Genomic DNA, 20,870 nt, shown 5'->3' with positions numbered 1-20,870 from the left:
TGCTGGGAGTTGGCCAGTTGACGAAGCCCCAAGCAGCGTCTGGCCGCCTTGTCCCGTCTCAGTTATCCATCATTTCTCGCTCAGGGGCGCTAACTGCGACAATAGGTCCCTGACATCGATAAGGTGGTTGTTGAAGATCTGCCGGGCATCATCCAGCAAACGAAAAATTGCCTGATCCTGCACCGAATAGAAAACGTTCTGCCCTTCCTTGCGACCCACCACAATGTTGCTTTTCCGAAGCACTGCAAGCTGTTGAGACAACGTACTTTGCTCGACTTTCAGCCGGGCGCTCAGGTCGTTTACCGTCACCTCGCCATGGCGCAGCGTATCCAGGATCTTGATCCGCACTGGATGCGCTAGAGCCTTGAAGAACTCAGCAGTAAATTGTGATAGTTCTGGCATTTGAAGATTAGAATATTTGCATATAATGCTTTGGCTGGTCAATGTTTTTCTTTAGGAGAATCCGGAGCGCGCACTCAGCAGAGTCGACGACCGGTTTGGGACCGTACTAGGCTCCGAAGTAGTGGACCAGCACCGTCCAGGATGAGCGTCTTGAATATCAGCCGATGGCAGACAAAATAGAGTGGTCCTAAAACCGTACCGATCCTATTGAAGTGATTTCGGATCGGATCTGTTCCTGGGTGATTTCCTGTTCAGCAGGCCCACAAGTTGGGAGGCCGCTCCGGGCACCCCGACCTCATGCTTGGCAAGAATGTCTTCGGCATTTAAGTCTTTGCCATAGAAATTTCGGTTCGCTCCACCGTCGGAGCGCAGGGTGGAGCCTTCCAGAGACACCCCGGCAAACAGTCCCTTGGATCGCGAGTAGGAGAGTATCTCCGCTTTCATCACAACATCCGTTGCAGCCTCGGCCGATCGACCTTTTGGTCCCGCTGCGGCCGCGGCATCAGCTCCTAACTTCACCTTGCTCTTGAATAGCGAGCGCGCACCTCGCGGGTTCATCACCAGCAGAACAAAATCGGTTGCTTGCCCTCCCAGTTGGAACCCGATGTTACCGCCCTCTAGCGCGAAGAACGCCGGAGCGCCCCAAGGTCCGGTGAAGTGCTCCCCGCTGCGACACACCATCACTCCCCGACCATAGCTGCCGCCGATGCCGATCGCTAACTTCTTCACCGACGGCAGCACAACCACACACTCTGCCTTGTCCAGCAGGTCTTGCGGTATGTCGTCAGGAATATTCAGGATCTCTGTCAGCACTTCGCCGGCGTCCTTCACGCGTTCCTGTTCCTTCTTTTGCGCATTCAAAGGCAGTACCAGTGATGTGAATAAAAGGACTATTGCTACGTTTCGCATGAGTCACCTCTCCGTGATAACCGGCTGCAGCTGATCGTGTCTCCAGACAAGTTGATCCTCACCAGCTAGAAAATCAAGTCTAGAAGGAGGATCGCAAGAGGTAAAAGGTATCAAAGGTAGCGCCGACGTGCTGTTCTGTCGTAACTCCACCTCAGTGCAACAATCCTTCTCTGTTTTCGAGCAATGAGATAGGGAGTGTCCTGGTTCGTGCCCGCATCATTCTCTCGCCTTCCGTTCCACTACTTCTTCAACGCAGATGTCCAGTTCGTTACAAGATTGAGTTGTGGAGCTACAGTACCTTCAACTCCGACTGCCAAGATGGCTCGCTTGCCGTCGTGAGTGAAAAGTCCCCCGTTGGTGTTAAGGATGTTCTGAGCCTGTAATAGCGGTTGGGACTGGCCGATTTCCATGCTATTGCCCGTTGCTTTCACCGGTATACTTAACAGGCGGTCTCCGGTGACGCAAATAATATCGTTGTTCGTCCGCCACTTGGCATTATCGGAGCCGTCGATGGAGACCTGCCACTTGCCTCCGCGACCGGGGAAAGGAACCACGTAGCTCTGGTTACGTCCGGATTCGTCGGAGGTGTAGAGCAGCCAGTGACCGTCGGGCGAAAATTGTGGATCGTACAGGCGTGCGGTGCCTTGCAAGAAGGGGAACGGCTTATGGTCGCCACTCATGGGCAGCATCCAGATCTCGTCCTTGCCTGAAGAAGTGGTACCGCTGACGGCCATCGCCACGAATTTTCCGTCGGGGGACCAACTGCTCGGAATCACCTGCAAGTTGGCCTTATAAATCACTTCGTCCGCGCCGCCCCCATCCGCTCGCTTCAGGGAAATCGTCCAGTTCCCAGGAGCGACCGGGGTTTCGTAGAGAATGGATTTGCCATCAGGTGACCACAAGGGATCAAGTTGAGTTCCTTTGCCGAACGTCAGGCGAGTGGGCACGCCCTTAGCGAGGTCGTAGAGCCAGATGGCATCCTTGTATGAGGTTGCAACCCGCCGGTCGTCAGGAGAAATGTTCGCAGATAGAAGGCCCAGACTTGTCGGTTGGCCGATCTTGCTCAACTCTTTTCCCTGGGAATCGACCCAGGTCCATTGATACTTGCCGCCTCCGGTCTGCTGTTCGAATACCAGGGAGCCATCTGGAGATGCGTCCCAGGCGCCCGTCCAGCGGAATTGGGCGAACTGCACCTGCTCGGCTAATGGGATTGGCTCGCCGACGGCCTGCAGGGATGCGGCGTCGAAGCGTTGCGCGACGAGGCTGCCATCTTTCACATAAAGCAGGTATCCTGGCGCAACGTAACGTGCTCCGCTATTGGTGTCGAGCACGTGGTTAATCTTCTTGCTCGCCAGCGAAACCACATTCAACCCGCGCGTGGGTTGGCGATCGCCGCTTGTATCGAAGAACAGCACATTTCTACCACCTGGTAAAAAAAGCGGTAACCGGTGCGTTTCACCAGCGATTGCGGGCTTGGTGAGTTCCGCGGGCGTTCCTCCGCTGGCTGGAACTGTGAACAACCCGGTGAACGGACCCGGGGAAAAGACAATGGTATCGTTCGGTCCCCACGCGAGCCCGCGACCGTCGTCCGCTGCACAAATGGCCTGCACCATTCCGCTGGCGACTTCGATCCGCTTGATCTTGTGATCGGCAAAGAACGCGATCGATTTCCCGTCGGGTGACCATGTCGGATAGGTGGCGCCATCCGTGCCGCTCAGTGCTTGCGCCGTGCCGCTATCGAGCGAGCGCAACCAGATGCGCGTGTTTCCTTCTGTCCGTAGTGTGATGGCGAGCCTGCGCCCATCGGGAGAAAAGGCTACTGAAGTATCGCCGTCGCCCACCGTGCTCTCAGCCGGCAACTGGATGATGGCCCGCAGCACTGGTTCGGGTTGTCGCGGACGCAGCCACCAGCCGAGCATCATTGCGGCGATGCCGACTACGGCGGTGACCGCCCATGGCAACCAGCGCAGCGCCCTGCGTCTCTTCATCGGAAATGCTGCGATCTCAGCCTGCGAGCTACTCTGCGAAATCCATCTCAGATTCAGAGCAATATCGTGCGCGGTTTGGTAGCGCTGTTCCGGGTCTTTGGCGAGGCACGTGCGGACCACGTGATCAAGCGCCTGCGGCGTCATTGGCTGCACCGCCGAAATCGGCTCCGGATCCTTTTCCAGGATCGCCGACGCTACAGAAATCTGGCTCTTGCCGTCGAACGCCCGTTTCCCCGTCGCCATTTCGTATAGCACTGCGCCCAGGGCGAAAATGTCACTTCGAGCATCCGCCTCGCGCCCCTCCACCTGCTCCGGCGACATGTATTGAAAGGTCCCGACCAGCGTCCCACGCTCAGTGATCGGAGACGCCGGACCGACCGGACTCGATTGTGTCACCGCCCCATGAATTGCCGAGGCTGCCAGCAATCCGGCCTGCGGCTTGGCAAGTCCAAAGTCGAGCAACTTGGCGCCGCTTTTTGTGAGCATGATGTTGCCGGGTTTGAGATCGCGGTGCACGATGCCCGCCCGGTGCGCCTTATCCAGCGCATCGGCGATCTCACTGCCTATGCGCAGCACATCCTTCACCGGCAACGGTCCCCTCGATATCCGCTGCGCCAGCGACTCGCCCTCGATGAGTTCGAGAACCAGGTAGTCGATTCCGCTGTCGTGTCCGATGTCGTGCAGCGTGCAGATGTTGGGATGGTTAAGCGCAGAGATCGTCCGCGCTTCGCGCTCGAAACGCTGCTTCACGTCGGGGTTATCGGATAGGTGCGCAGGCAAGACCTTAATGGCGACAGTGCGATCAAGACGCGTATCGCTTGCGCGATACACTTCTCCCATGCCGCCGGCGCCGAGTGCCGACACGATTTCATAGGGACCCAGTCGAGTTCCGTTAGAAAGGCCCAATCCCCACTCCGGAGAAGAGTGAACAAATTCTACTCGAAAGGAAAGCGTGGAGACGAGCCTAAACGGCCAGATACAGAGGAATCGATGCCGGTTGAAGGAGAATTGCTCCGCTCGCTCAATGCAGGAGATTTCGACTGTTGCACTTGGCAGCAGGAATTGGATCGGGAAGGACTGTTCATCCCACTAGTCCAGCTTAGGATCGCTTGAGCTCGGACCCGAGATTCCACGACCTGGTGCGCCGCGTCGGGATTCCGGAGGAACCCTTGTCTGGTACAAATCCGTCAATGTACCGCCCGCTAGACCATGGTCAAATGAAGAGCCGAAGTAATTCACACCAAAGTATTCATACGACAATGCGTCACATCTAGGCAGAGGACTCTCGCACTGCTATATTCCGCCTGAGCGTTACAGCCATGCATTTCCGTGCACACCCAGGTTCGGCGCTGGCGGTGTTGACAATACTCAATTTTCTAAACTTCATTGACCGTTCGATTCTCTTCCAGGTTCAACCGCTGATCCAGGCGGAATTCCACGTTTCCAAGATGCAGATCGGGCTGCTCACGACCTCTTTCATGCTGTGTTTCATTGTTGCAGCTCCGGTGCTGGGGGCTCTAGCCGACCGTTACCCGCGCCGCCCCATCATCGTGGTCGGGGCAGTCGTGTGGAGTGTAGCGACATTGCTGACCGCTGCCACCTGGAATTTCTGGACACTGCTCATCCGGCACGCAATCGTGGGGATTGGTGAAGCCTGCATGGTTGCCGCTCCAGGTTATGTTGCTGATCTTTTCCCACAGAACCGGCGAGGGCGGATGCTGGCAGTGCTATTCACGGCTGCTCCCGCCGGGACCGCAATAGGTTACCTGATCGGAGGTTTCTTCGGCCATTACTATGGGTGGCGTGCTCCATTTTATATTGTCGCTGTTCCCGGCGTGCTTGCTGCGGTTCTTCTGTTCCTGACGCGGGAACCGCAACGAGGCGCCCAGGACCACCTCGGATACACATTAGAAGAAGGGACAATTCGCGGGCTCAGACGCAACGGCGCTTATGTCTCCGCTACTCTCGGACTGGCGATGGTTACGTTTGCCCTCGGTGGCGCCCAAGTCTGGATGCCCGATTTTCTAGTGAGTGTTCACGGGCTTACGCTACTTGGCGCAGCGGAATTCATAGCGACAATTGCAATCGTGAATGGCATTGGTGCCACTTTAATCGGCGGTTGGCTCACCGACCGTGTACGACGACGTCGACGTGACGCGGATTACACAGTGCCTGCTGCCGCTATGGTGATCGCAGTGCCGCTGACGATTCTGGCTGTCTCAATATCTCGGCCGGCTATGTTCCCAGCCGTCTTCATCGCGCACTTCTTTCTGACGATTACTATCGCTCCTCTGGGAGTCGCCATTGTGCAGTCGGTTGGCCCGCAGCTGCGGTCTACAGCGTTCGCAATTCAGGCAGTTGCGGTTCACCTTTTGGGCGACGCTGCATCGGCGCCCGTGATTGGCTATATTGCCGACCGAACGGGCTCCCTGCGGTATGGCTTTTTCGCAGTGGCAGCGGCAGTTGGTGTGGGCTCTCTCATTCTCTTCCGCGGAAAGCAGCACATCTCACAATCTCGACTCCGCTCGGCTTAAAATGAGCACCTCTGCTCCTTCAGTCGGTCGGGTAATTCATATTGCGGATGATCTGCTGAAATCGCGGATTGCCGTACAGAGGTTTCCACTGCGGTGAGAGATGAATCAGCAACATGAATGACTCGTGCAGCTGCTGCGATTTTTCGAGGTAGTCCAAAGCATCCTCGTGCTGGCCAAGAGCAAGAAGGATCGCCGACGCAAGGCTCGGGGGCACATAACGAGTCTTTGCCAGCTCCAGTAGATCTCCCAGGATGTGCCGCGCCTCATCGGGGCGTCCAGCACGAGCATAGACGAATGCGAGATAAGCACTGGGAACAGGGTCGCCGCACAATTGAACTCCTTTTTCGGCGGCGACGATCGCCTCTTGATGCCGTTCGACAAGGGAGAGAATGCCTCCCATCAAACTGTACGGGAAGAAATAGTTCGGCTCCAGCCGAATTGTCTTCTGCAACTGCTCAATGGACTCCGCGATCCGTCCGACTACCGCCAGCGTCGAACCAAACAGGGCCTGCTGGAAAAGCGCGAGCGGGTCCAGGATAGCTGCTTTCCGAAACGCAGCGATCGCTTCCTCATACCTTCTGTGAACCAGATGTATCCATGAGAGTGAAACCCATCCGAGGGGATAATTTGGATTCAGCGCGAGTGCTTGCCTGTATGCTTCCTCGGCACCTTTCCAGTCCCAATCGCAAATCAATCTCGTCCACCCCAGCATCTGGTGGGCTTCCGGGAGATTGGGGTCGAGTTCGAGCCCACGCATGACCGCGGGACGGATCGTCTTCTCGGCCTCAATGGGCGGAATCGCAGCTACAACGTCGAGAGATAGCCACGAGAAGGACCGTGCCAGCGCGATGTGCGCCAGGGCATAAGCGGGATCGATTGCAATCGCTTGCTTGAAGTTCTCGATGCTCGCCCGGAGAGCCTGTTCCGTGGTGCGCGATTGCAGATACAGGCCCCTGAGGTAAAGCTCCTGCGCCGCTGGTTCAACATGGCGCGGACGTGTCAGGCGGGCGTCTTCCTCGGGCGTGATCGTGACGCGGATTTGACTTGCGATGGCGCGGGCAACTTCATCCTGTAATGCGAGCACGTCCCGGAGTTCACGATCGTAAGCCTTGGCCCAGAGATGCTGGTCATTGGCAGCAGCGATCAGTTGCACGGAAACACGGACATGGTCGCCGGATCGCATTACGGAACCTTCGATAATGTGATTGACCTTTAATTCGGTGGCAATCTCCGGAACCGATTTTCCCATCCGCTTATATCGCATTACCGAGGTCCTCGAGATCACGCGCAGGGCACCGATTTGCGCCAGGGCGGAAATGAGAGCTTCGGTCATTCCATCAGCGAAATATTCCTGTTCCGGGTCAGCCGATAGGTTCTCCAACGGTAGTACGGCGATCGAGGGCGTGCTCTCCGCGGCCGCAGCGCGCACGGTAGCGATAAGTCGGTATCCGCGGCGCGGGATGGTTTGGATGATTTCTGTCCCATTGAAGGCCTGCCGTAATTGCCAAATGGCCTGCGTCAAAACATGTTCGGTGACGAATGTATTCGGCCAAACCGCGCTCAGGAGTTCATCTTTTGAGACGACCGCCCCTGAATGCGCAGCGAGACACACGAGCACCTGCATCGTTTTAGGCTCGAGGTGCGTCGAGGATGGCCGGCGTGTAAGAACACCGAGGCTCGGCTGAACGAGCCACTCCCCGACGAAGAAATCTTCCGCAGAAGCAGGATGTAGGACCGCTTGTCCCATGGCGTCCACTGCGGGAATCGAAAGAATTTACGCGTCCATGATACGCAACCCTCGGATGCATGCAACGGAAATCCTGAACAAATCCTGATGGAATCTTGAAAACCTGGTCAGGAATTCGCAGAACGTGCGCGCTATAACGACGACGTTGACACTGCGGAGGCGAATGGAAATCCCCCGCGCCGGCAGTGAAACGGAGGAACGGCTGCAGACACGCAGTCGCCTAACGTTGCCAACTAGTGGAGGATGCTATGAAAAGGAAGCTCTTCTTCGTACTTGCTGCCGTGTTCCTGTTTGCAATGACCTCAGCTGCGCAGGAATGTTCGATTCATACAATTACCGGAACATACATGTTCCGCGGTATCGGCCAGAGTTTTGTTGGGGGTCCACCGTACTCTCTCACTACCACTCCCAATCCCGCCGCCGGCATCTTGCCGCTGCACGCAACGGGAGCATTTCTCGCGGGCAGTCACGTTGGCATGATTACGATTTACCCGGACTACACTGCCGACACTCGTTCCTGGATGGCAATGGGGCCGTACCGCACCGGCACCGATCCTGCTGGGTTCATCAGTCCAGCAAAGGTTGCGTCCATTGGCTTGGAAAAGACTTCCGACGGTCTGGTGCTCGGCTGTGGTGGAACGATTCAGTACCCAGGCCTACCCGGGACGCCCGACTCGGTGGACAAGTTCATAGCTTGGGACAATGGCAATGAGATTCGTTTCGTTCACACAGCCGCGAATTCTCCCACTACATCTGTCTTCGTCGCCAAACGGGTGACGCGTGCATTTGATCCTGCCCCGCGGTGTGGCGCGCAGACAATGGTTGGCAAATACGTTGCAACCTGCACGGGAAGCCTTCTGTACTCCGGTTCCCAAACTTTCAGTACTGCCGCCATGATGCACTTTGACATCACTGCTGGTCAGATCAACGGTAACCTGTTTAACCGTATTGAGAGCCAGTCAAGTGTAATCCCGGTCAAGGGACAGATGACCGTCGATCCCGATTGCACTGGGAATGGCTACCTCTACATACCGGGCCTGTTGCCGGCCGGGGCGAAGATGCTCTACTCCGTGGTCACTTTCGACAACGGAAAGGGCGCCTTCCTGATGCCGCTGCAACTGGAACTGGCAAATGGGTACAAGACGGATTACATCTCTCCAATGTCGTGCCTTCTGGAGCGAGCTAATTGACTCGAGCTAGATAGAAACCATGGCCGGGAACTTCCCGGCCATGCTGTTTTTAACCGGACGATCCCCTGATCCATTCCTGATAAAAGCTTGAAGTCACGTTCAGGAATCTCGTGTCACTTTCACGGTAGAAAGGCAGTGTCGATTCTGCGGAGGCACTTATGAAATGCAATCGGTTGTCCTTCTTCTCGTGTTCGAGCAAGGCTTCCTTGAGGTACGCAAATTTCATAGGGATTGTACTGGTCTTATCGCTGGGTCTGATGAGTTGCGGCGGAGGGACGACGTATCGAATTCCGGTTCAACCGAACGACGACCCGGTGAAGCCGAATCCAACGATTACGATCACACCGGCGGACGCAACCGTCACAATCAGTTTCCCAGATGCGCCCAGAACATTGCAGTTCTCAGCATCGGTCCAGAATGCAGCCGATACCAAGGTAATCTGGCAAGTCGCTTCAGTTCCGGGTGGCAACAAGATGTGGGGAACGATATCCGAGACGGGACTGTACACGGCTCCCACTGAAGCTCCGACGTCATACACCAGCGTCACAGCGGTGCTCGCCTCAGATCAACGCTACAGCGCGACCGTAACGCTTCTGTTTGCCTGTGATCAGCGGGCGGCACTACATACTCCGGAGGGAACGTCCGTAGAGTTGAACGGACGGCTTCCGCTGGTGCTGAAGGTCGAGGACACTTGCCATTTCTCTTATCCAAGAGTTACCTGGAGCGTCGATGGTGTGGCGAGGGGAAGCGCGGAAGCAGGGGTGATCGTTCCGTCTTCGGAGCAGGATCAGGTTTGGTACTATCCGCCGGCGAGTGTTCCTGCGGTGCCGGTGACGGTGACCGCGGCATTCCAGGACATCACATCCGGTACATTTTCGACGCAACTCAGTGTTACAGGAAACACACAGGAAGCGCTGAGCCTGTCTCCGTCCGAGTTGACCCTTGGATTGGCTCAACGACAGGAATTTAAGCTCCTGCGGAGTGGAACGGAGGTTCCGGCAAACTGGGCGGTAAACGGCCAGGAGAGGATCGATGCGAATTCCGGGTGGATCATCGACAACGTCTACCGCTCGCCGTACAGGGAGCCGGATACGAATCCTGTGATCGTAACAGGAACAGATAAAGCCGTAATGCCAAACCGCCATGCGTGGGCATTCGTGACCATCAAGGCTCCGGGAGAGAACGATAACTCCAGGTTGCGAGGCACATTCGCAATGCAGCTGGGCGGTTATATCGGGACGATCACGTTCGACGGGAATGGGGGTATCTCGGGAAGCGCCGAAACATACTCCATGTGGTCTTATTATGCGCCTGAGCGTCTGCAGACGCCGGTGACAGGCACCTACACGCTGGGGTTCGACCGCCAACTCGTGATCCACCCCCGATACTTAAGTTTTGGATCATCGGCCCCGGTGGAAAGTGATTGGCGCTTGGCCCTCATCTCCAATGACTACGCTCAGGGAATTAGTCCGGCGGGATTCCTGGAACGCCAGAGCGTTGAGGATTTCAATGATGAAACGTTCGCGGGAACGTATGTGACCGTTCTCCGGGAAACCGTCCCCTGCTATGCGTACATCTGCTGGCCAGATGGCCTTTCTTCGGACACCTTGTTCCCGGGTGCGGTCCGGCTGGAGGCTGACGGGACTCTCGGAGGTCAACTTGAAGCAGGCGGCGCTCCGGTACGTCTGGCGGGGGCATTCACGATAGGAAACGCTGGAGCGGGCACGATCCGCGGTGCCACCATGGGCAGCGAGATTGACTTCGCCGCATCCTTCGTCGCTGTGTCGCTCAACAAGTTCCTCATAATGGGGACCACGCGCTTGGGTACGGTCGCGGGCACGGCGGAAAGACAGATCGGTCCCGTGTCACTGGCAACGCTCAGGGGACCTTACATTTTCTCCAGCGGTTCCATGCTGGGACGCTTTGAATCCGATGGGGCAGGCAATCTAAGTGGCGTGTACGATTCTGGCGGACTTGTGATGTTCGAGGGCTACACGTTCACAGAGAACGTTCCTTTCTCTGCGACCTACACGGTTGATGAATGGGGCCGCACACTGGTGCAGTGGGTCGGCTCAGATGTGACGGCCGTTTGGTACCTGGTCAGCCCAACCAAGTACAGGGACGGAGGGAGCCTAGGATACGCTCAGCAACCGCTTCCGCCCGATGAGATGTTCGGGAGATATGCGGGAAGCGGTCTTCCGTGGATGCTGCTGGACGAAACGCACTATGCCATCGGTTCGTATTCTGATGGTCAGGGTACATTCAGTTTCCAGTTTGTCCCTCCCAACGAAGGGGGAACCGGGAAGGGTTCGATTGTGGGTGAAATCGGAAGCCACCCGCTCATTTTTCCGCCTTTTTACATCGTGTCTCACGACAAAGTGCTATTCCTGGGAAGTGAAGTGAACCGGATCCAAGAATAACGCCCCTATGAATTAAATCGGGAGCTGCAGGATCGTCCGCACCCTCCGCAGGGGTGGTCGACAGAAGCGCGGATAGGCTCAGCCTATCCGCGCTTTCTTGAAGGATCAGTTCGCCGGAAACTGTGCTGGATGCACGATCTCGCGCATCTCAATCTGGAATTTATCCTCCGTATTTCAAGCGTTTGAAATTAATTCTGTCTCTCTGGTCTTTTCCGGCACCATAATTTTATCGTCAGCAGTAGTGAGTGCCGACTCAAGCGCCAGGACCCCGACTTCCCTCACAAGTATTGGCTGGGAGGCAGCATGTTGAACGTGACGTGTATTGCCTTTGGACCCACCGTTCAGAAGTTTGTCGAGATGACATCCTGGGATCTACTGAAGCTCTTGCTGGTCATCGAAATCCTTCTTGTAACCGTTCCCTTCCTCGTTCTGTTCCGATTGTTTGTACCCTCTCGTTCACATCACGGGCACGGAAGCTCATACGATCTCATAAATACTGGCGACCACAGGTCAATGCCTGCAAAGGAACTGCAATGATGGCGGTCGCCCGAGTTGCCGGTGTCACTGTCTTCGCGATGTTGGTCGTCGCAAGTGGTTGGTGCCAGAGTGTCGCCAGCGCCGATCTTCGAATCACAATCAGAGATCCGGACGGGGCTGTCATCAGCGGAGCGGCCATTACCGTTAGAGACGACGCGCGCAAAGTGGAGCGCTCGAACACGACCGACTCGAATGGCGAATGTTTATTTATTGCATTACCCCCCGATGAGTACACCGTTTCCATTCAGGCTGAGGGCTTTGCCGTCTCCCTCGTCAAAGACGTACGACTCAATCTTGGAGAGGTCGCCGAGCTTTCCACAAAGCTGGCCGTAGCAAGCGTCAGTGACAATGTGACTGTCACGGGAGATCCCGGCATTGTCGAGACGCAGCGTTCCGCATCGGCAACAACGATTGGGCAACAGAGCGTCACAAATCTTCCAATCAATGGGCGGCAGTACATCAATTTCGCCTTGATGGATTCACGGCTGACTCGCGACTCCTCTCCCGTCGTAGGGGCCGCACCCACTTCCGGAATCAGTTTCAGCGGGCAGAGACCGCGCTCGAATCTGGTCAACGTGGACGGAACCGATTCCATCGATAACACAACTAATGGCGTTCGTTCGACGGTATCGCAGGAGTCAGTACAGGAATTCCAGATTCAGACGAACAACTTCGCCGCCGAGTACGGCCGGGCATCGGGTGGACTCATCAACATTGTCACGAAATCCGGGACTGACAGCACACATGGCAGTGCTTTCGGCTACCTTCGCAATCGCAAGCTCCAGGCCGTGAATGCGTTCAGCACGGAAACAGATCCGGCCTACACGCGTGTACAAACGGGTTTAAGCTTGGGCGGCCCTCTCCTAAAACATAAAGCGTTTTACTTCTTTTCATATGAAGCAACGCGCCGGCGGGAGACGGGCTTTTCGACCATTGGCTCGAATAATTTTGGCTTCGAACCATATGACACCACTCCTCTTGCGCCGTTATTCGGGTTGGGAGGTACGTCTTACGGTACCGTTCTGCTCACCCCAGAACAGGCGTACTTTGTTTCGGATTTGGCGGCCAAGTTCAATTCTCTATCCGCAGCACAGAAGAATGCGCTAGCACCCTCACTTCAGAGATTCATGTCGTCATACCTCGCGTTCGCGGGTGGTGGCAGCGGAGTCGCACTGAATGGAGAGCTTCCTTCGCCAATGATGATTGATGTCGTCGCCGGTCTGGCGGCAAGGTTTTCTTTACCTGCTCCTGCCGGACTCACGGTTTTTCCAACCAGCGGAGCTGCGTTGCAAAAATCCTTTGTTCCGCTGAAATCCCTAATTGGGAACTACCCAGTCACGGAGGCTACGGACATCTACTCTCTTCGCCTCGATAACCGATTCAGCAACGACCAGACCGGAACGTTGCGAATTGGGTTCAGTCCGAGCTTTCTGACCGGTATTCAGAACACGCAAATCGCCGCTAATCTTGGACAGAGTTCCCAGTCTCGCAGTGCCGATCAGCGTTACTCGGATTGGACGGTTTCGGCGCAGCATACGTGGGTCCTCGGCGCCAACAAAGTCAATGAGTTTCGTTCGCAATATGCGTATCGAGGCCTCCGATATGTCAATTCGAGTTCTGAGGGAGGAAGCAATCCTGGCATCAACATCGCCGGCTACGCTTTCTTTGGACGTGAACCGGTTTCCTATGTTGCTCGAACAGAGGAGCGATTCCAGTTTTCTGACAATTTCACGGTCTCCAAAGGAAGGCACACCTTTAAGACCGGCGCCGACGTCCACATACTTCCACTGAGCGGAGTGTACACAATCCAATTCGGGGGGCTTTATACGGTGGGCTCCCTCAGGGCCGGCTCGTTGATCACGGATGAAAACGGAAATCCTCTTGATCAACTCGATTTATCCGCATTTGGACTGGAAAAGATAGCGATCCCGGGATTTAGTCCGGTGCAGGCCTATGGTTTGGGAATTCCGCAATCATTCACACAGGGTGTCGGCAATCCGAGTGAGCACTTCACGAATCGGTCATTTTCTGGATTTGTCCAAGACAGTTGGCGCATGCGATCGAACCTGACTGTGAACTACGGCCTTCGCTATGACGTGGAACTGACCCCGGAATTCAAGGCAATCAATGCAATGTCTCAAGCAGCGGAAAGGGTGATGGGAATCACCCAGGGCATTCCGCGCGACTATAACAATGTTTCACCCCGACTCGGCGTAGCATGGGATCCGCGAGCTAGTGGAAGAAATGTCGTGCGTGCTTCTTACGGCATCTTCTTCGATCACCCGCTCATGGCTATGGCATTCGATTCGGATGTCGCAGACGGCGCACAGGCCCCGCTGGTAACACTCTTCGCTGGAATGCCAGGATGCAGTCCAAATAACAGGAATTTATTAAACGCAACCAACGCTTTCCAGGGACTGCTGAACTGTCTGCCGCCTGCATTTAACTATCTTCCGGAAGAACAGAGATTCAATCCTGCCCCCAACGCTCCGTCCATCTTCACAGAACAGCAGTATCTGGCAAACGGGGTGTCACTGGTAATGTTGCCATTTGCTATGCCGGTCGGACGCGATTTTCAGTACGGGTACTCGAACCAGGCAAATCTCTCAGTGGAGCATGCATTTGGCGCTAACTTGGCATTGGAGCTGGAGTATAACTTTGCCGGCGGACGACATCTGAATCGTCCTTATGACAAAACCAACGGAGTCCGCAGTGACTTGCTGAAGCTGAATTATGACCGTGCTTCTGCGGCTGTCGATTCGCTCGCTGCGGCAGGCGTTCCGACCGCCGTGCTGAACCAATTGAGGCCTTCAGATCCGCTATCGGTCTCCACGTGCCCGGCCATGCTGCGGGCACTGGGATTACCTCCGGTCTGGGAGTCTTCAAATTTCGCGCCTGCGCCGCTTGTGAGTTTTTTTCGACCCTCGGGACTGAATCCCTCCCTGACAGGAACAGCGTCACCATTCGCCGTTTGTGCTGATGACGCGGCAAGCACGATGAAGGAATTCGGGCTGGGGGTCGGGGTTCCGATTCCGTTCAGCGGGCTGCCAGCCAATTTCTCCGACGGCACATCGTCTTATCACGGATTTACAGCGAATCTTCGTAAACGCGCGAGCGCCCATCATGAATTTCTACTCTCGTATACTTGGGCTCATGCAATTGATGACGGAAGCACCGATCTGCAAAGTGGCGTAGGACCGCAGGATTCGTACCACCCGGAACGCGAGCGTGCGAACTCGCTGTTTGATCAACGGCACCGAGCGGTACTCAGTGCGGTGTTCGAATCTGGAAACGTCTTCAAGAAAGGTCTGGCGCGGCTACTGAATGGTTGGACATTGGCGCCGATCATCGAGGTCAGTTCAGGAAGACCTTTTAATATCGTCACCTATACAGACAGGAACTTCGACTTCTACGTCGCAATGGACCGGCCAATGGCGGTTCGCCCGGACACTTTGGCTAATGCCTGTGGAGATCCCGTTGTTGCATCCCGCTTTTCACCGACGGGCTTTTTTCAACTGCCGTGTTACCGAGACCCAAACGCGACCTTCAACGGCAATCTAAAGCGAAACGCTGGTGCAAAGCCCTGGACTATCTTTAATGACCTGCGCATATCGCGTCGGGTTCAGTTGCGCGAACGGTTTGCCCTGGATGCAATTGTCGACACATTCAACGTTATTAATCGGTTTAATGTTGCTGACGTAAATCCGCTCTATACTGTCGCCGGAGTCCCAACCGCCGCATTCGACCCCCGACAGATTCAGATCGCACTTCGCGTAACGTGGTGATCAGAGCTAAAGACGACCAGTCTGTGCATTGCGGGTCTTATTTGTCTGCTGCGGTTAATCTCCATCAGACCACGATAAAACCGACCCGAAAGGCCAAACAAAGCCCAATTCTCTGGCGTGCCCCTCGGGATGGCGGTGAGTGCCGAGCAGTGGACACGGTATCCATTGTCCGCAACGAACGAGCGCCGAAAGAACGAACTTCGCCGCTGCAGGTGCAGCTTTGGAGCTAGCTAGCTGAAGGTCTATTGCGTGGCGAAGGTATTGCAGGCTTCGATCGTGCCGTTGTCGAGGCCTCTCTTGAACCACATCTGGCGCTGTTCTGACGAGCCGTGCGTAAAGGTCTCCGGACTCACTTCCCGGCCTGACATTCGCTGGATACGATCGTCGCCGATAGCGGCGGCTGCATTGAGCGCACCTGCGATATCCCGTTCGTTGACGAGTTTCCGCTGCTGGGTCGAGTGTCCCCAGACCCCGGCGTAGCAGTCGGCTTGGAGTTCGAGACGAACCGAAAGTGCGTTCTGCTCGTCGGGATTGTCCTGCATGGCACGGCGGACCTTGCGTTCCGTGCCAAGAACATCTTGAACGTGATGGCCGATCTCATGGGCGAGGACATAGGCTTGCGCGAAATCGCCGTCGGCGCCGAAACGGTTGCGAAGTTCGTCGTAGAAACTCAGATCGATGTAAGCCTTCTGGTCGGCGGGACAGTAGAACGGTCCAGTCTGGGACTGCGCCATGCCACAGCCGGACTGGATGGAATCACGGAAGAGCACGAGGTGCGCATGCGGGTATTGCATTCCGCGCTGCTGGAAGTTCTGCTGCCAGGTTTGCTGCACGTCGTCGAGCACGAAAGAGACGAAGCGGACTCTCGGCTCTTCCGCGGGGTCATTCACAGTGCGGGGGGCGCTGCTCGAGGAGCCCCCGGAGCCGCCGCTGATGAGGTTCATGAAACTCCCGCGGAAGAAAAACATCAGCACGAGGAACAAAACCACACCGCCTATGCCCATACGGCTGAAAAGCATGGACATCAGCATGAGGGGCAGCCCGCCGCCCAGGCCAACCCTTTCGCCACGGCGATCTTCCAGGTCACTGCTGCGACCACGATCTTGCCAATCCATGATACTCTCCGATGCGGGAACGATACTCCGGGTTTATATATCCAAAGGGAGCGGCGCTCAACAGGGCAAAACGGACCTAAGTGCGACGATCGCTCGCACCAGATTCGCCCAGCAATCGTCAGTGATGGAGCCTGGGTCCATTCAGCCAGCCGGAATTCCTTCTTTGATTCAGGACACATGGTTCAATCAGGCCAGTTCAAGAGCCACTAAGCTGCGGAGAATGCTGATCATAACTTCCGAATTGTGGTCATTCGGAAGTAGCGCGCCAGTTGCGCGACAGTAGCCGATCGACAGAGCCAAAGTCCCAAGCCTCTATGCCAGGCCCATTTTCTTCAGGAAGGCTGCGTAGCGCGGGTCGTGGTCCAGATTCTTCAGCAGCGGGTCGTCTTTGATGAGGGAGAGCCCGGCATCGCGTTGGACATAGGCACGCTCCAGCCACGCGAAGGCGAGGTCGACCTCTCCACGAAAGGCGTACACCTCCGCAATCTGCAAGGCCCAGTCGGCTTGGTACTTCTCAATCAGTTCTGCCAGCGCTCGATCTGAGTACTGCCTACGGCCCAGTGCATAGTACGCAAGTGCCAACGCTTGCAAACGGAACCCAGGCTGCGTCTCGCGTTCCGCTTCGGCCAGTGCTTCTTGCGGATGTGAGTTTGCCAAGTACACGCGGCTGAGTTCGGTATGGACGAACTGACCGTCTGGGTTGAGTTCCAGTGCTTTCTGAAGTGCTGCTGCGGCTTGATCTAGCCGACCGGCGTACCAAGCGGTCGCCCCGAGTTGCAGGCGCGCCTGTGCCCGGAGCGGGTCGAGTTCTACTCTGCGGGCGACCAATCGCATAGCTTCGTTCCATCGGCCCAGGGTAGCAGCCATATTGCTTGCGTCTCCGAATGCATTGGCGTCTCCGGGATCCAGCGCCAAGGCGCGCTGGAAAGATGCATCCGCGCCGGCCCAGTCCCAGTCGTAGTTTCTCTCGATGAAGCCCATAGCCGCATGGGCTTCGGCCAGGCTCGGATCTAGAGCCAGGGCCCGCTCCGCGGCTGCCCGCGCCTCTCGGAATCCTTCGTGCAGAGGAATGAGTCCATTGCCGGCCTGAACGCCGCGGGCTCGAGCCAGCCCAGCCCATGCTGGCGCATTATCTGGATCAAGTTTGATCGCGTGCTGATAGTAGCCCACAGCTTTTTCCATGCTCTCCTTCGTGACTCGCTGCGAGAAGTAATTTCCTTGCAGGTATTCGTTGTACGCCTCAGGATTCATCGCCCGTGTGAGGGCCGGTTTTCTTCCCAGCAGCTTCAGTTTCAGGGCCCCCGCCACAGATTGTGCAATTCCTTCCTGCACAGCGAAGATGTCGGTGAGATCTCGGTCGTAGGTCTCCGACCATAGATGAAAACCGTCCGATGTCTTGATCAGTTCAACGCTGATTCGTACACGCTTACCTTGTTTGCGAATACTGCCTTCCAGAACCGTTGCCACATTCAGTTTCTCGCCTATAGTGCGCAGGTCCTCACTCTTGTCCCTGAACTGGAAGGATGACGTTCGGGCGGTGACCCGCAACTCGGGAATTTTTGCTAAATCGTTGATTAGCTCTTCGGTCAATCCATCCGAAAAGTATTCCTCGGTTTTGTTCGCACTCAGGTCAGCGAACGGGAGCACAGCGATCGATGCTGGGGACAAATCGGTGGCTGTGTGCGCGGGCGGCGGAGAACTCATGCGCGTGCGTATCATGGGAAGAACAACCAGGATCGCCAGCAGCACGGCAACAACTACTGCTGGCACGAGCATCGCCAGCCGGCTCCGAACGTTTGGATCAACCGCGAATATCTGCGACTGAGCGGCGGCTACGGGAAGCGCTGGTTGCGAATCTCGCTTCAATCGCTGTAAGTCCGCTCGCATATCCGCCGCATGCTGATAACGCAACTCCGGAGCTTTCTCCAGCGCCTTGTGGATGATTTCTTGCAGCCTCGGACTCAGTTTGGGATTGATCTGCACCGGTGGCGTCGGCACGCGATGGAGGATTGCGTCGGAAATCGCGGAAGCTGTGCTCCCCGTGAACGGCAACGCTCCGGTGCCCATCTCATATAGCATTACGCCAAACGAGAACAGGTCAGTGCGGTGGTCCACTACCTTGCCCAGCAACTGTTCCGGTGCCATGTAGGGCAATGTGCCGGCCACTCCTGAGATATTGCTGTCGGTTGTCGTTATATCCGTAAAAGGGCGGATCAATTTAGCAAGGCCAAAATCGAGGATTTTCAGTCGACCGTCAAGTGTGAGCCGCACGTTTTCCGGCTTCAGATCGCGATGCACTATCCCGCATTGGTGTGCCGCAACGAGACCTTCCGCAACCTGCAAGCCCAAGTTCGCAATTTCGGATTGTGACAGTGGGCCGGCGGCCACTTTGTCGCGCATCTTTTCCCCGGGGACATACTCCATCACGAGATAATCCAGGTCCCTTATGCTGTCAAAGGCATGAATTGTTGCAATATTTGGATGATTCAGCTTGGAAACTGCACGAGCTTCGTTATGGAAACGCTTCCGGGCAGCGTTGTTGGCAAGAGCACCTTCAGGGAGAACTTTGATCGCAACTTCACGGTCGAGGTGTTCATCGTGCGCTCGGTAAACAACACCCATCCCGCCCACGCCGATTTCTTCGACGATTCGATAATGGTCAAGCTTCTGCCCTGCCGAAATAGACGGATGAATCCCCTGCGATGCCAAGTCGAACCCTTTCCGTGCAATTGCGGTGGCCCACGCTGTGGCGCAATGTATGGCCCCGAAGAGCCACCTGGGTCTGTGATTCGGGTCACTCGCGTATGTGATACATGTGCCGGGCTGGCGGCTTGTCCAATCGCAGTAGCGCATTGCGCGTTATCGGCGGGTATGCCGTTTGGGGCTTGTGAACACCGGCCCGCTGAGATGACTTCCAGGATGTTGAATCGACAAAGATAGGGGCGATGACGCAGCTTCTTTAGCATTTGCTCCAGGGAAATACTTCATTCCCTACGTTGCGTTTTTCTCATGCCGAAAGGATTATCACACCATCGTAGCCTCACCCTTCCTACCTATGAATAAGCTGGGTCAAATGGTCAGGATTTTGTTGCGGCACAAGTACCGAAATTCTGGATGAGTGAACTTCTCAATAGTTGTCGACGTATGACTGGTGAAGGATCCTTCCTCTCAGTGCCTCGTGGGCCCAGTCGGTTCAGATTCCGCGGCGGTGTTCAGCTTCGATCTCTCACGCTGCTGGAAGAGGAGATTGCACGGTGGCCAAAAGACCTTTTGTGAAATCCGTTGTTATTGCTGTTTCCTTTATCACGATTCTCGTTGCGGTTCGGGTCGCCTTGGAACCCAGGATGGGGCCTCTCAATGTCGTCGGAGTCCCCGAGAACGAACGGCCACACGTTAGAGGCATGCTGGCAGCATCAGCCGTGGATCGTTCAGAGCTTCTATCCCAGTTGGCGAGGAAGCGAGTTCTCCTCATAGGAGAGGCACACTTCCAGCAGGAGCCGCAGGTCTGGCTCCAGGGCCTGTTGGACGACCTGTACGCAAAAGATGGCCATGGCACGGTCCTTTTACTTGAGCTACCCAAACATGTTCAGCAACAGATCGATAGTTATCTTGAAACCGGTGATGAGTCTGCCCTTGACGAAGCATTCAGAGGCTCGGACGTTTTACCTTACAGGTCGACCGTGCGGTGGGCCCGGACACACCGCGCCGCAGTCGCAAGAATCGTTGCTGATGATGAGAATTCCTGGCATGTCGGCCTGATGCGGTTACTGCTCACTGACACGCGCAACGACACCATGGCGCGTGCCATCGCGGCGGCGGCACAAGCATATCCCGCCCAGCGAATCGTTGCTTATGGTGGCCGAATGCATATGATGAACGGCGGCCGTTACATGTACGACTCCAATAGCCGGCGTCCGGTCGGTGCGCGCCTGCCTGCCATGGGTGTCGCTAGGCAAGACATCGCAGCCGTTTGGCTGTTCGCGGGAGAGGCCCCGGTTGACGGAGTGTGGGACACAGAAGACACGGTGACTTTCGGTGGGCCCGCAGGCGATTTGCTCATTACGAAGTTGGAAGACAATCCGATTTTTGGCGCAATCCGCTTGAAGGAGATTGCCGATTATGCCGTCCAACTCGGGCCAGCCACTCCGATTGAGAGGTGAAGGGCCGGCAAGGATCCGGGGCGGCTGCGGACAATCAAGGCCAAAATAGTGCCAGCCGGTTTACCGGCAGAAACAGCGACAGT

11 protein-coding genes are annotated in these 20,870 nt (G+C 56.1%); 5 read left to right on the top strand and 6 right to left on the bottom strand.

The annotated features are described in order from the left end of the window. Positions 1–69: 69 nt before the first annotated feature. The 3 genes from ROO76_05835 to ROO76_05825 form a co-directional block, all read right to left on the bottom strand. Positions 70–402 (bottom strand): metalloregulator ArsR/SmtB family transcription factor, encoded by a 333-nt coding sequence (locus ROO76_05835; GenBank protein MDT8067671.1) that lies wholly within the window; start codon positions 400–402, stop codon positions 70–72. Between the two features lie 204 nt (positions 403–606). Beyond that, positions 607–1,311 (bottom strand): lipid-binding SYLF domain-containing protein, encoded by a 705-nt coding sequence (locus ROO76_05830; GenBank protein ID MDT8067670.1) that lies wholly within the window; start codon positions 1,309–1,311, stop codon positions 607–609. A 239-nt stretch (positions 1,312–1,550) separates the two neighbouring features. Continuing rightward, the gene (locus ROO76_05825; GenBank protein ID MDT8067669.1) at positions 1,551–4,205 is read right to left on the bottom strand and encodes a protein kinase; all 2,655 of its coding nucleotides are present in this window, start codon (positions 4,203–4,205) and stop codon (positions 1,551–1,553) included. Between the two features lie 413 nt (positions 4,206–4,618). Between ROO76_05825 and ROO76_05820 the strand changes: the two genes are divergently transcribed. Next, on the top strand, positions 4,619–5,833 hold the full coding sequence (locus ROO76_05820) for an MFS transporter (protein MDT8067668.1): 1,215 nt from the start codon (positions 4,619–4,621) through the stop codon (positions 5,831–5,833). 19 nt (positions 5,834–5,852) lie between these two features. Here ROO76_05820 and ROO76_05815 read toward each other — a convergent pair whose 3' ends face one another. Then, positions 5,853–7,580, bottom strand: a complete 1,728-nt coding sequence (locus ROO76_05815) for a winged helix-turn-helix domain-containing protein (GenBank protein ID MDT8067667.1) — start codon at positions 7,578–7,580, stop codon at positions 5,853–5,855. A gap of 248 nt (positions 7,581–7,828) precedes the next feature. Between ROO76_05815 and ROO76_05810 the strand changes: the two genes are divergently transcribed. The 3 genes from ROO76_05810 to ROO76_05800 all read left to right on the top strand — a co-directional run bounded on the left by ROO76_05810 (position 7,829) and on the right by ROO76_05800 (position 15,512). Next, on the top strand, positions 7,829–8,770 hold the full coding sequence (locus ROO76_05810) for a hypothetical protein (GenBank protein MDT8067666.1): 942 nt from the start codon (positions 7,829–7,831) through the stop codon (positions 8,768–8,770). Positions 8,771–8,928: 158 nt separating this feature from the next. Next, complete coding sequence (locus ROO76_05805; GenBank protein MDT8067665.1) at positions 8,929–11,190, top strand: hypothetical protein; 2,262 nt, start codon at positions 8,929–8,931, stop codon at positions 11,188–11,190. A 533-nt stretch (positions 11,191–11,723) separates the two neighbouring features. Next, positions 11,724–15,512: a TonB-dependent receptor gene (locus tag ROO76_05800; protein MDT8067664.1), complete on the top strand. Its 3,789-nt coding sequence runs from the start codon at positions 11,724–11,726 to the stop codon at positions 15,510–15,512. A 242-nt stretch (positions 15,513–15,754) separates the two neighbouring features. Here the strand turns inward: ROO76_05800 and ROO76_05795 are convergent, their stop codons facing one another. Then, complete coding sequence (locus ROO76_05795; protein MDT8067663.1) at positions 15,755–16,627, bottom strand: neutral zinc metallopeptidase; 873 nt, start codon at positions 16,625–16,627, stop codon at positions 15,755–15,757. A 312-nt stretch (positions 16,628–16,939) separates the two neighbouring features. Further along, complete coding sequence (locus ROO76_05790; GenBank protein MDT8067662.1) at positions 16,940–19,336, bottom strand: protein kinase; 2,397 nt, start codon at positions 19,334–19,336, stop codon at positions 16,940–16,942. Positions 19,337–19,881: 545 nt separating this feature from the next. Here ROO76_05790 and ROO76_05785 point away from each other — a divergent pair. Beyond that, positions 19,882–20,787: a hypothetical protein gene (locus ROO76_05785; GenBank protein ID MDT8067661.1), complete on the top strand. Its 906-nt coding sequence runs from the start codon at positions 19,882–19,884 to the stop codon at positions 20,785–20,787. The last annotated feature ends 83 nt before the right edge of the window (positions 20,788–20,870 follow it).

The sequence above is a fragment of the Terriglobia bacterium genome (genome assembly GCA_032252755.1).
GTDB lineage: Bacteria > Acidobacteriota > Terriglobia > Terriglobales > Acidobacteriaceae > JAVUPY01.
Note: the sequence above shows the minus strand (reverse complement) of the source record. Positions and strands in the feature narration are given on the sequence as shown.

Excerpts from the sequence above, each read along its gene's own strand:
- ROO76_05830 (MDT8067670.1), bottom strand. The coding sequence starts at position 1,311 with ATGCGAAACGTAGCAATAGTCCTTTTATTCACATCACTGGTACTGCCT.
- ROO76_05805 (MDT8067665.1), top strand. The coding sequence starts at position 8,929 with ATGAAATGCAATCGGTTGTCCTTCTTCTCGTGTTCGAGCAAGGCTTCC.
- ROO76_05815 (MDT8067667.1), bottom strand. The coding sequence starts at position 7,580 with ATGGGACAAGCGGTCCTACATCCTGCTTCTGCGGAAGATTTCTTCGTC.
- ROO76_05820 (MDT8067668.1), top strand. The coding sequence starts at position 4,619 with ATGCATTTCCGTGCACACCCAGGTTCGGCGCTGGCGGTGTTGACAATA.
- ROO76_05810 (MDT8067666.1), top strand. The coding sequence starts at position 7,829 with ATGAAAAGGAAGCTCTTCTTCGTACTTGCTGCCGTGTTCCTGTTTGCA.
- ROO76_05800 (MDT8067664.1), top strand. The coding sequence starts at position 11,724 with ATGATGGCGGTCGCCCGAGTTGCCGGTGTCACTGTCTTCGCGATGTTG.
- ROO76_05795 (MDT8067663.1), bottom strand. The coding sequence starts at position 16,627 with ATGGATTGGCAAGATCGTGGTCGCAGCAGTGACCTGGAAGATCGCCGT.
- ROO76_05835 (MDT8067671.1), bottom strand. The coding sequence starts at position 402 with ATGCCAGAACTATCACAATTTACTGCTGAGTTCTTCAAGGCTCTAGCG.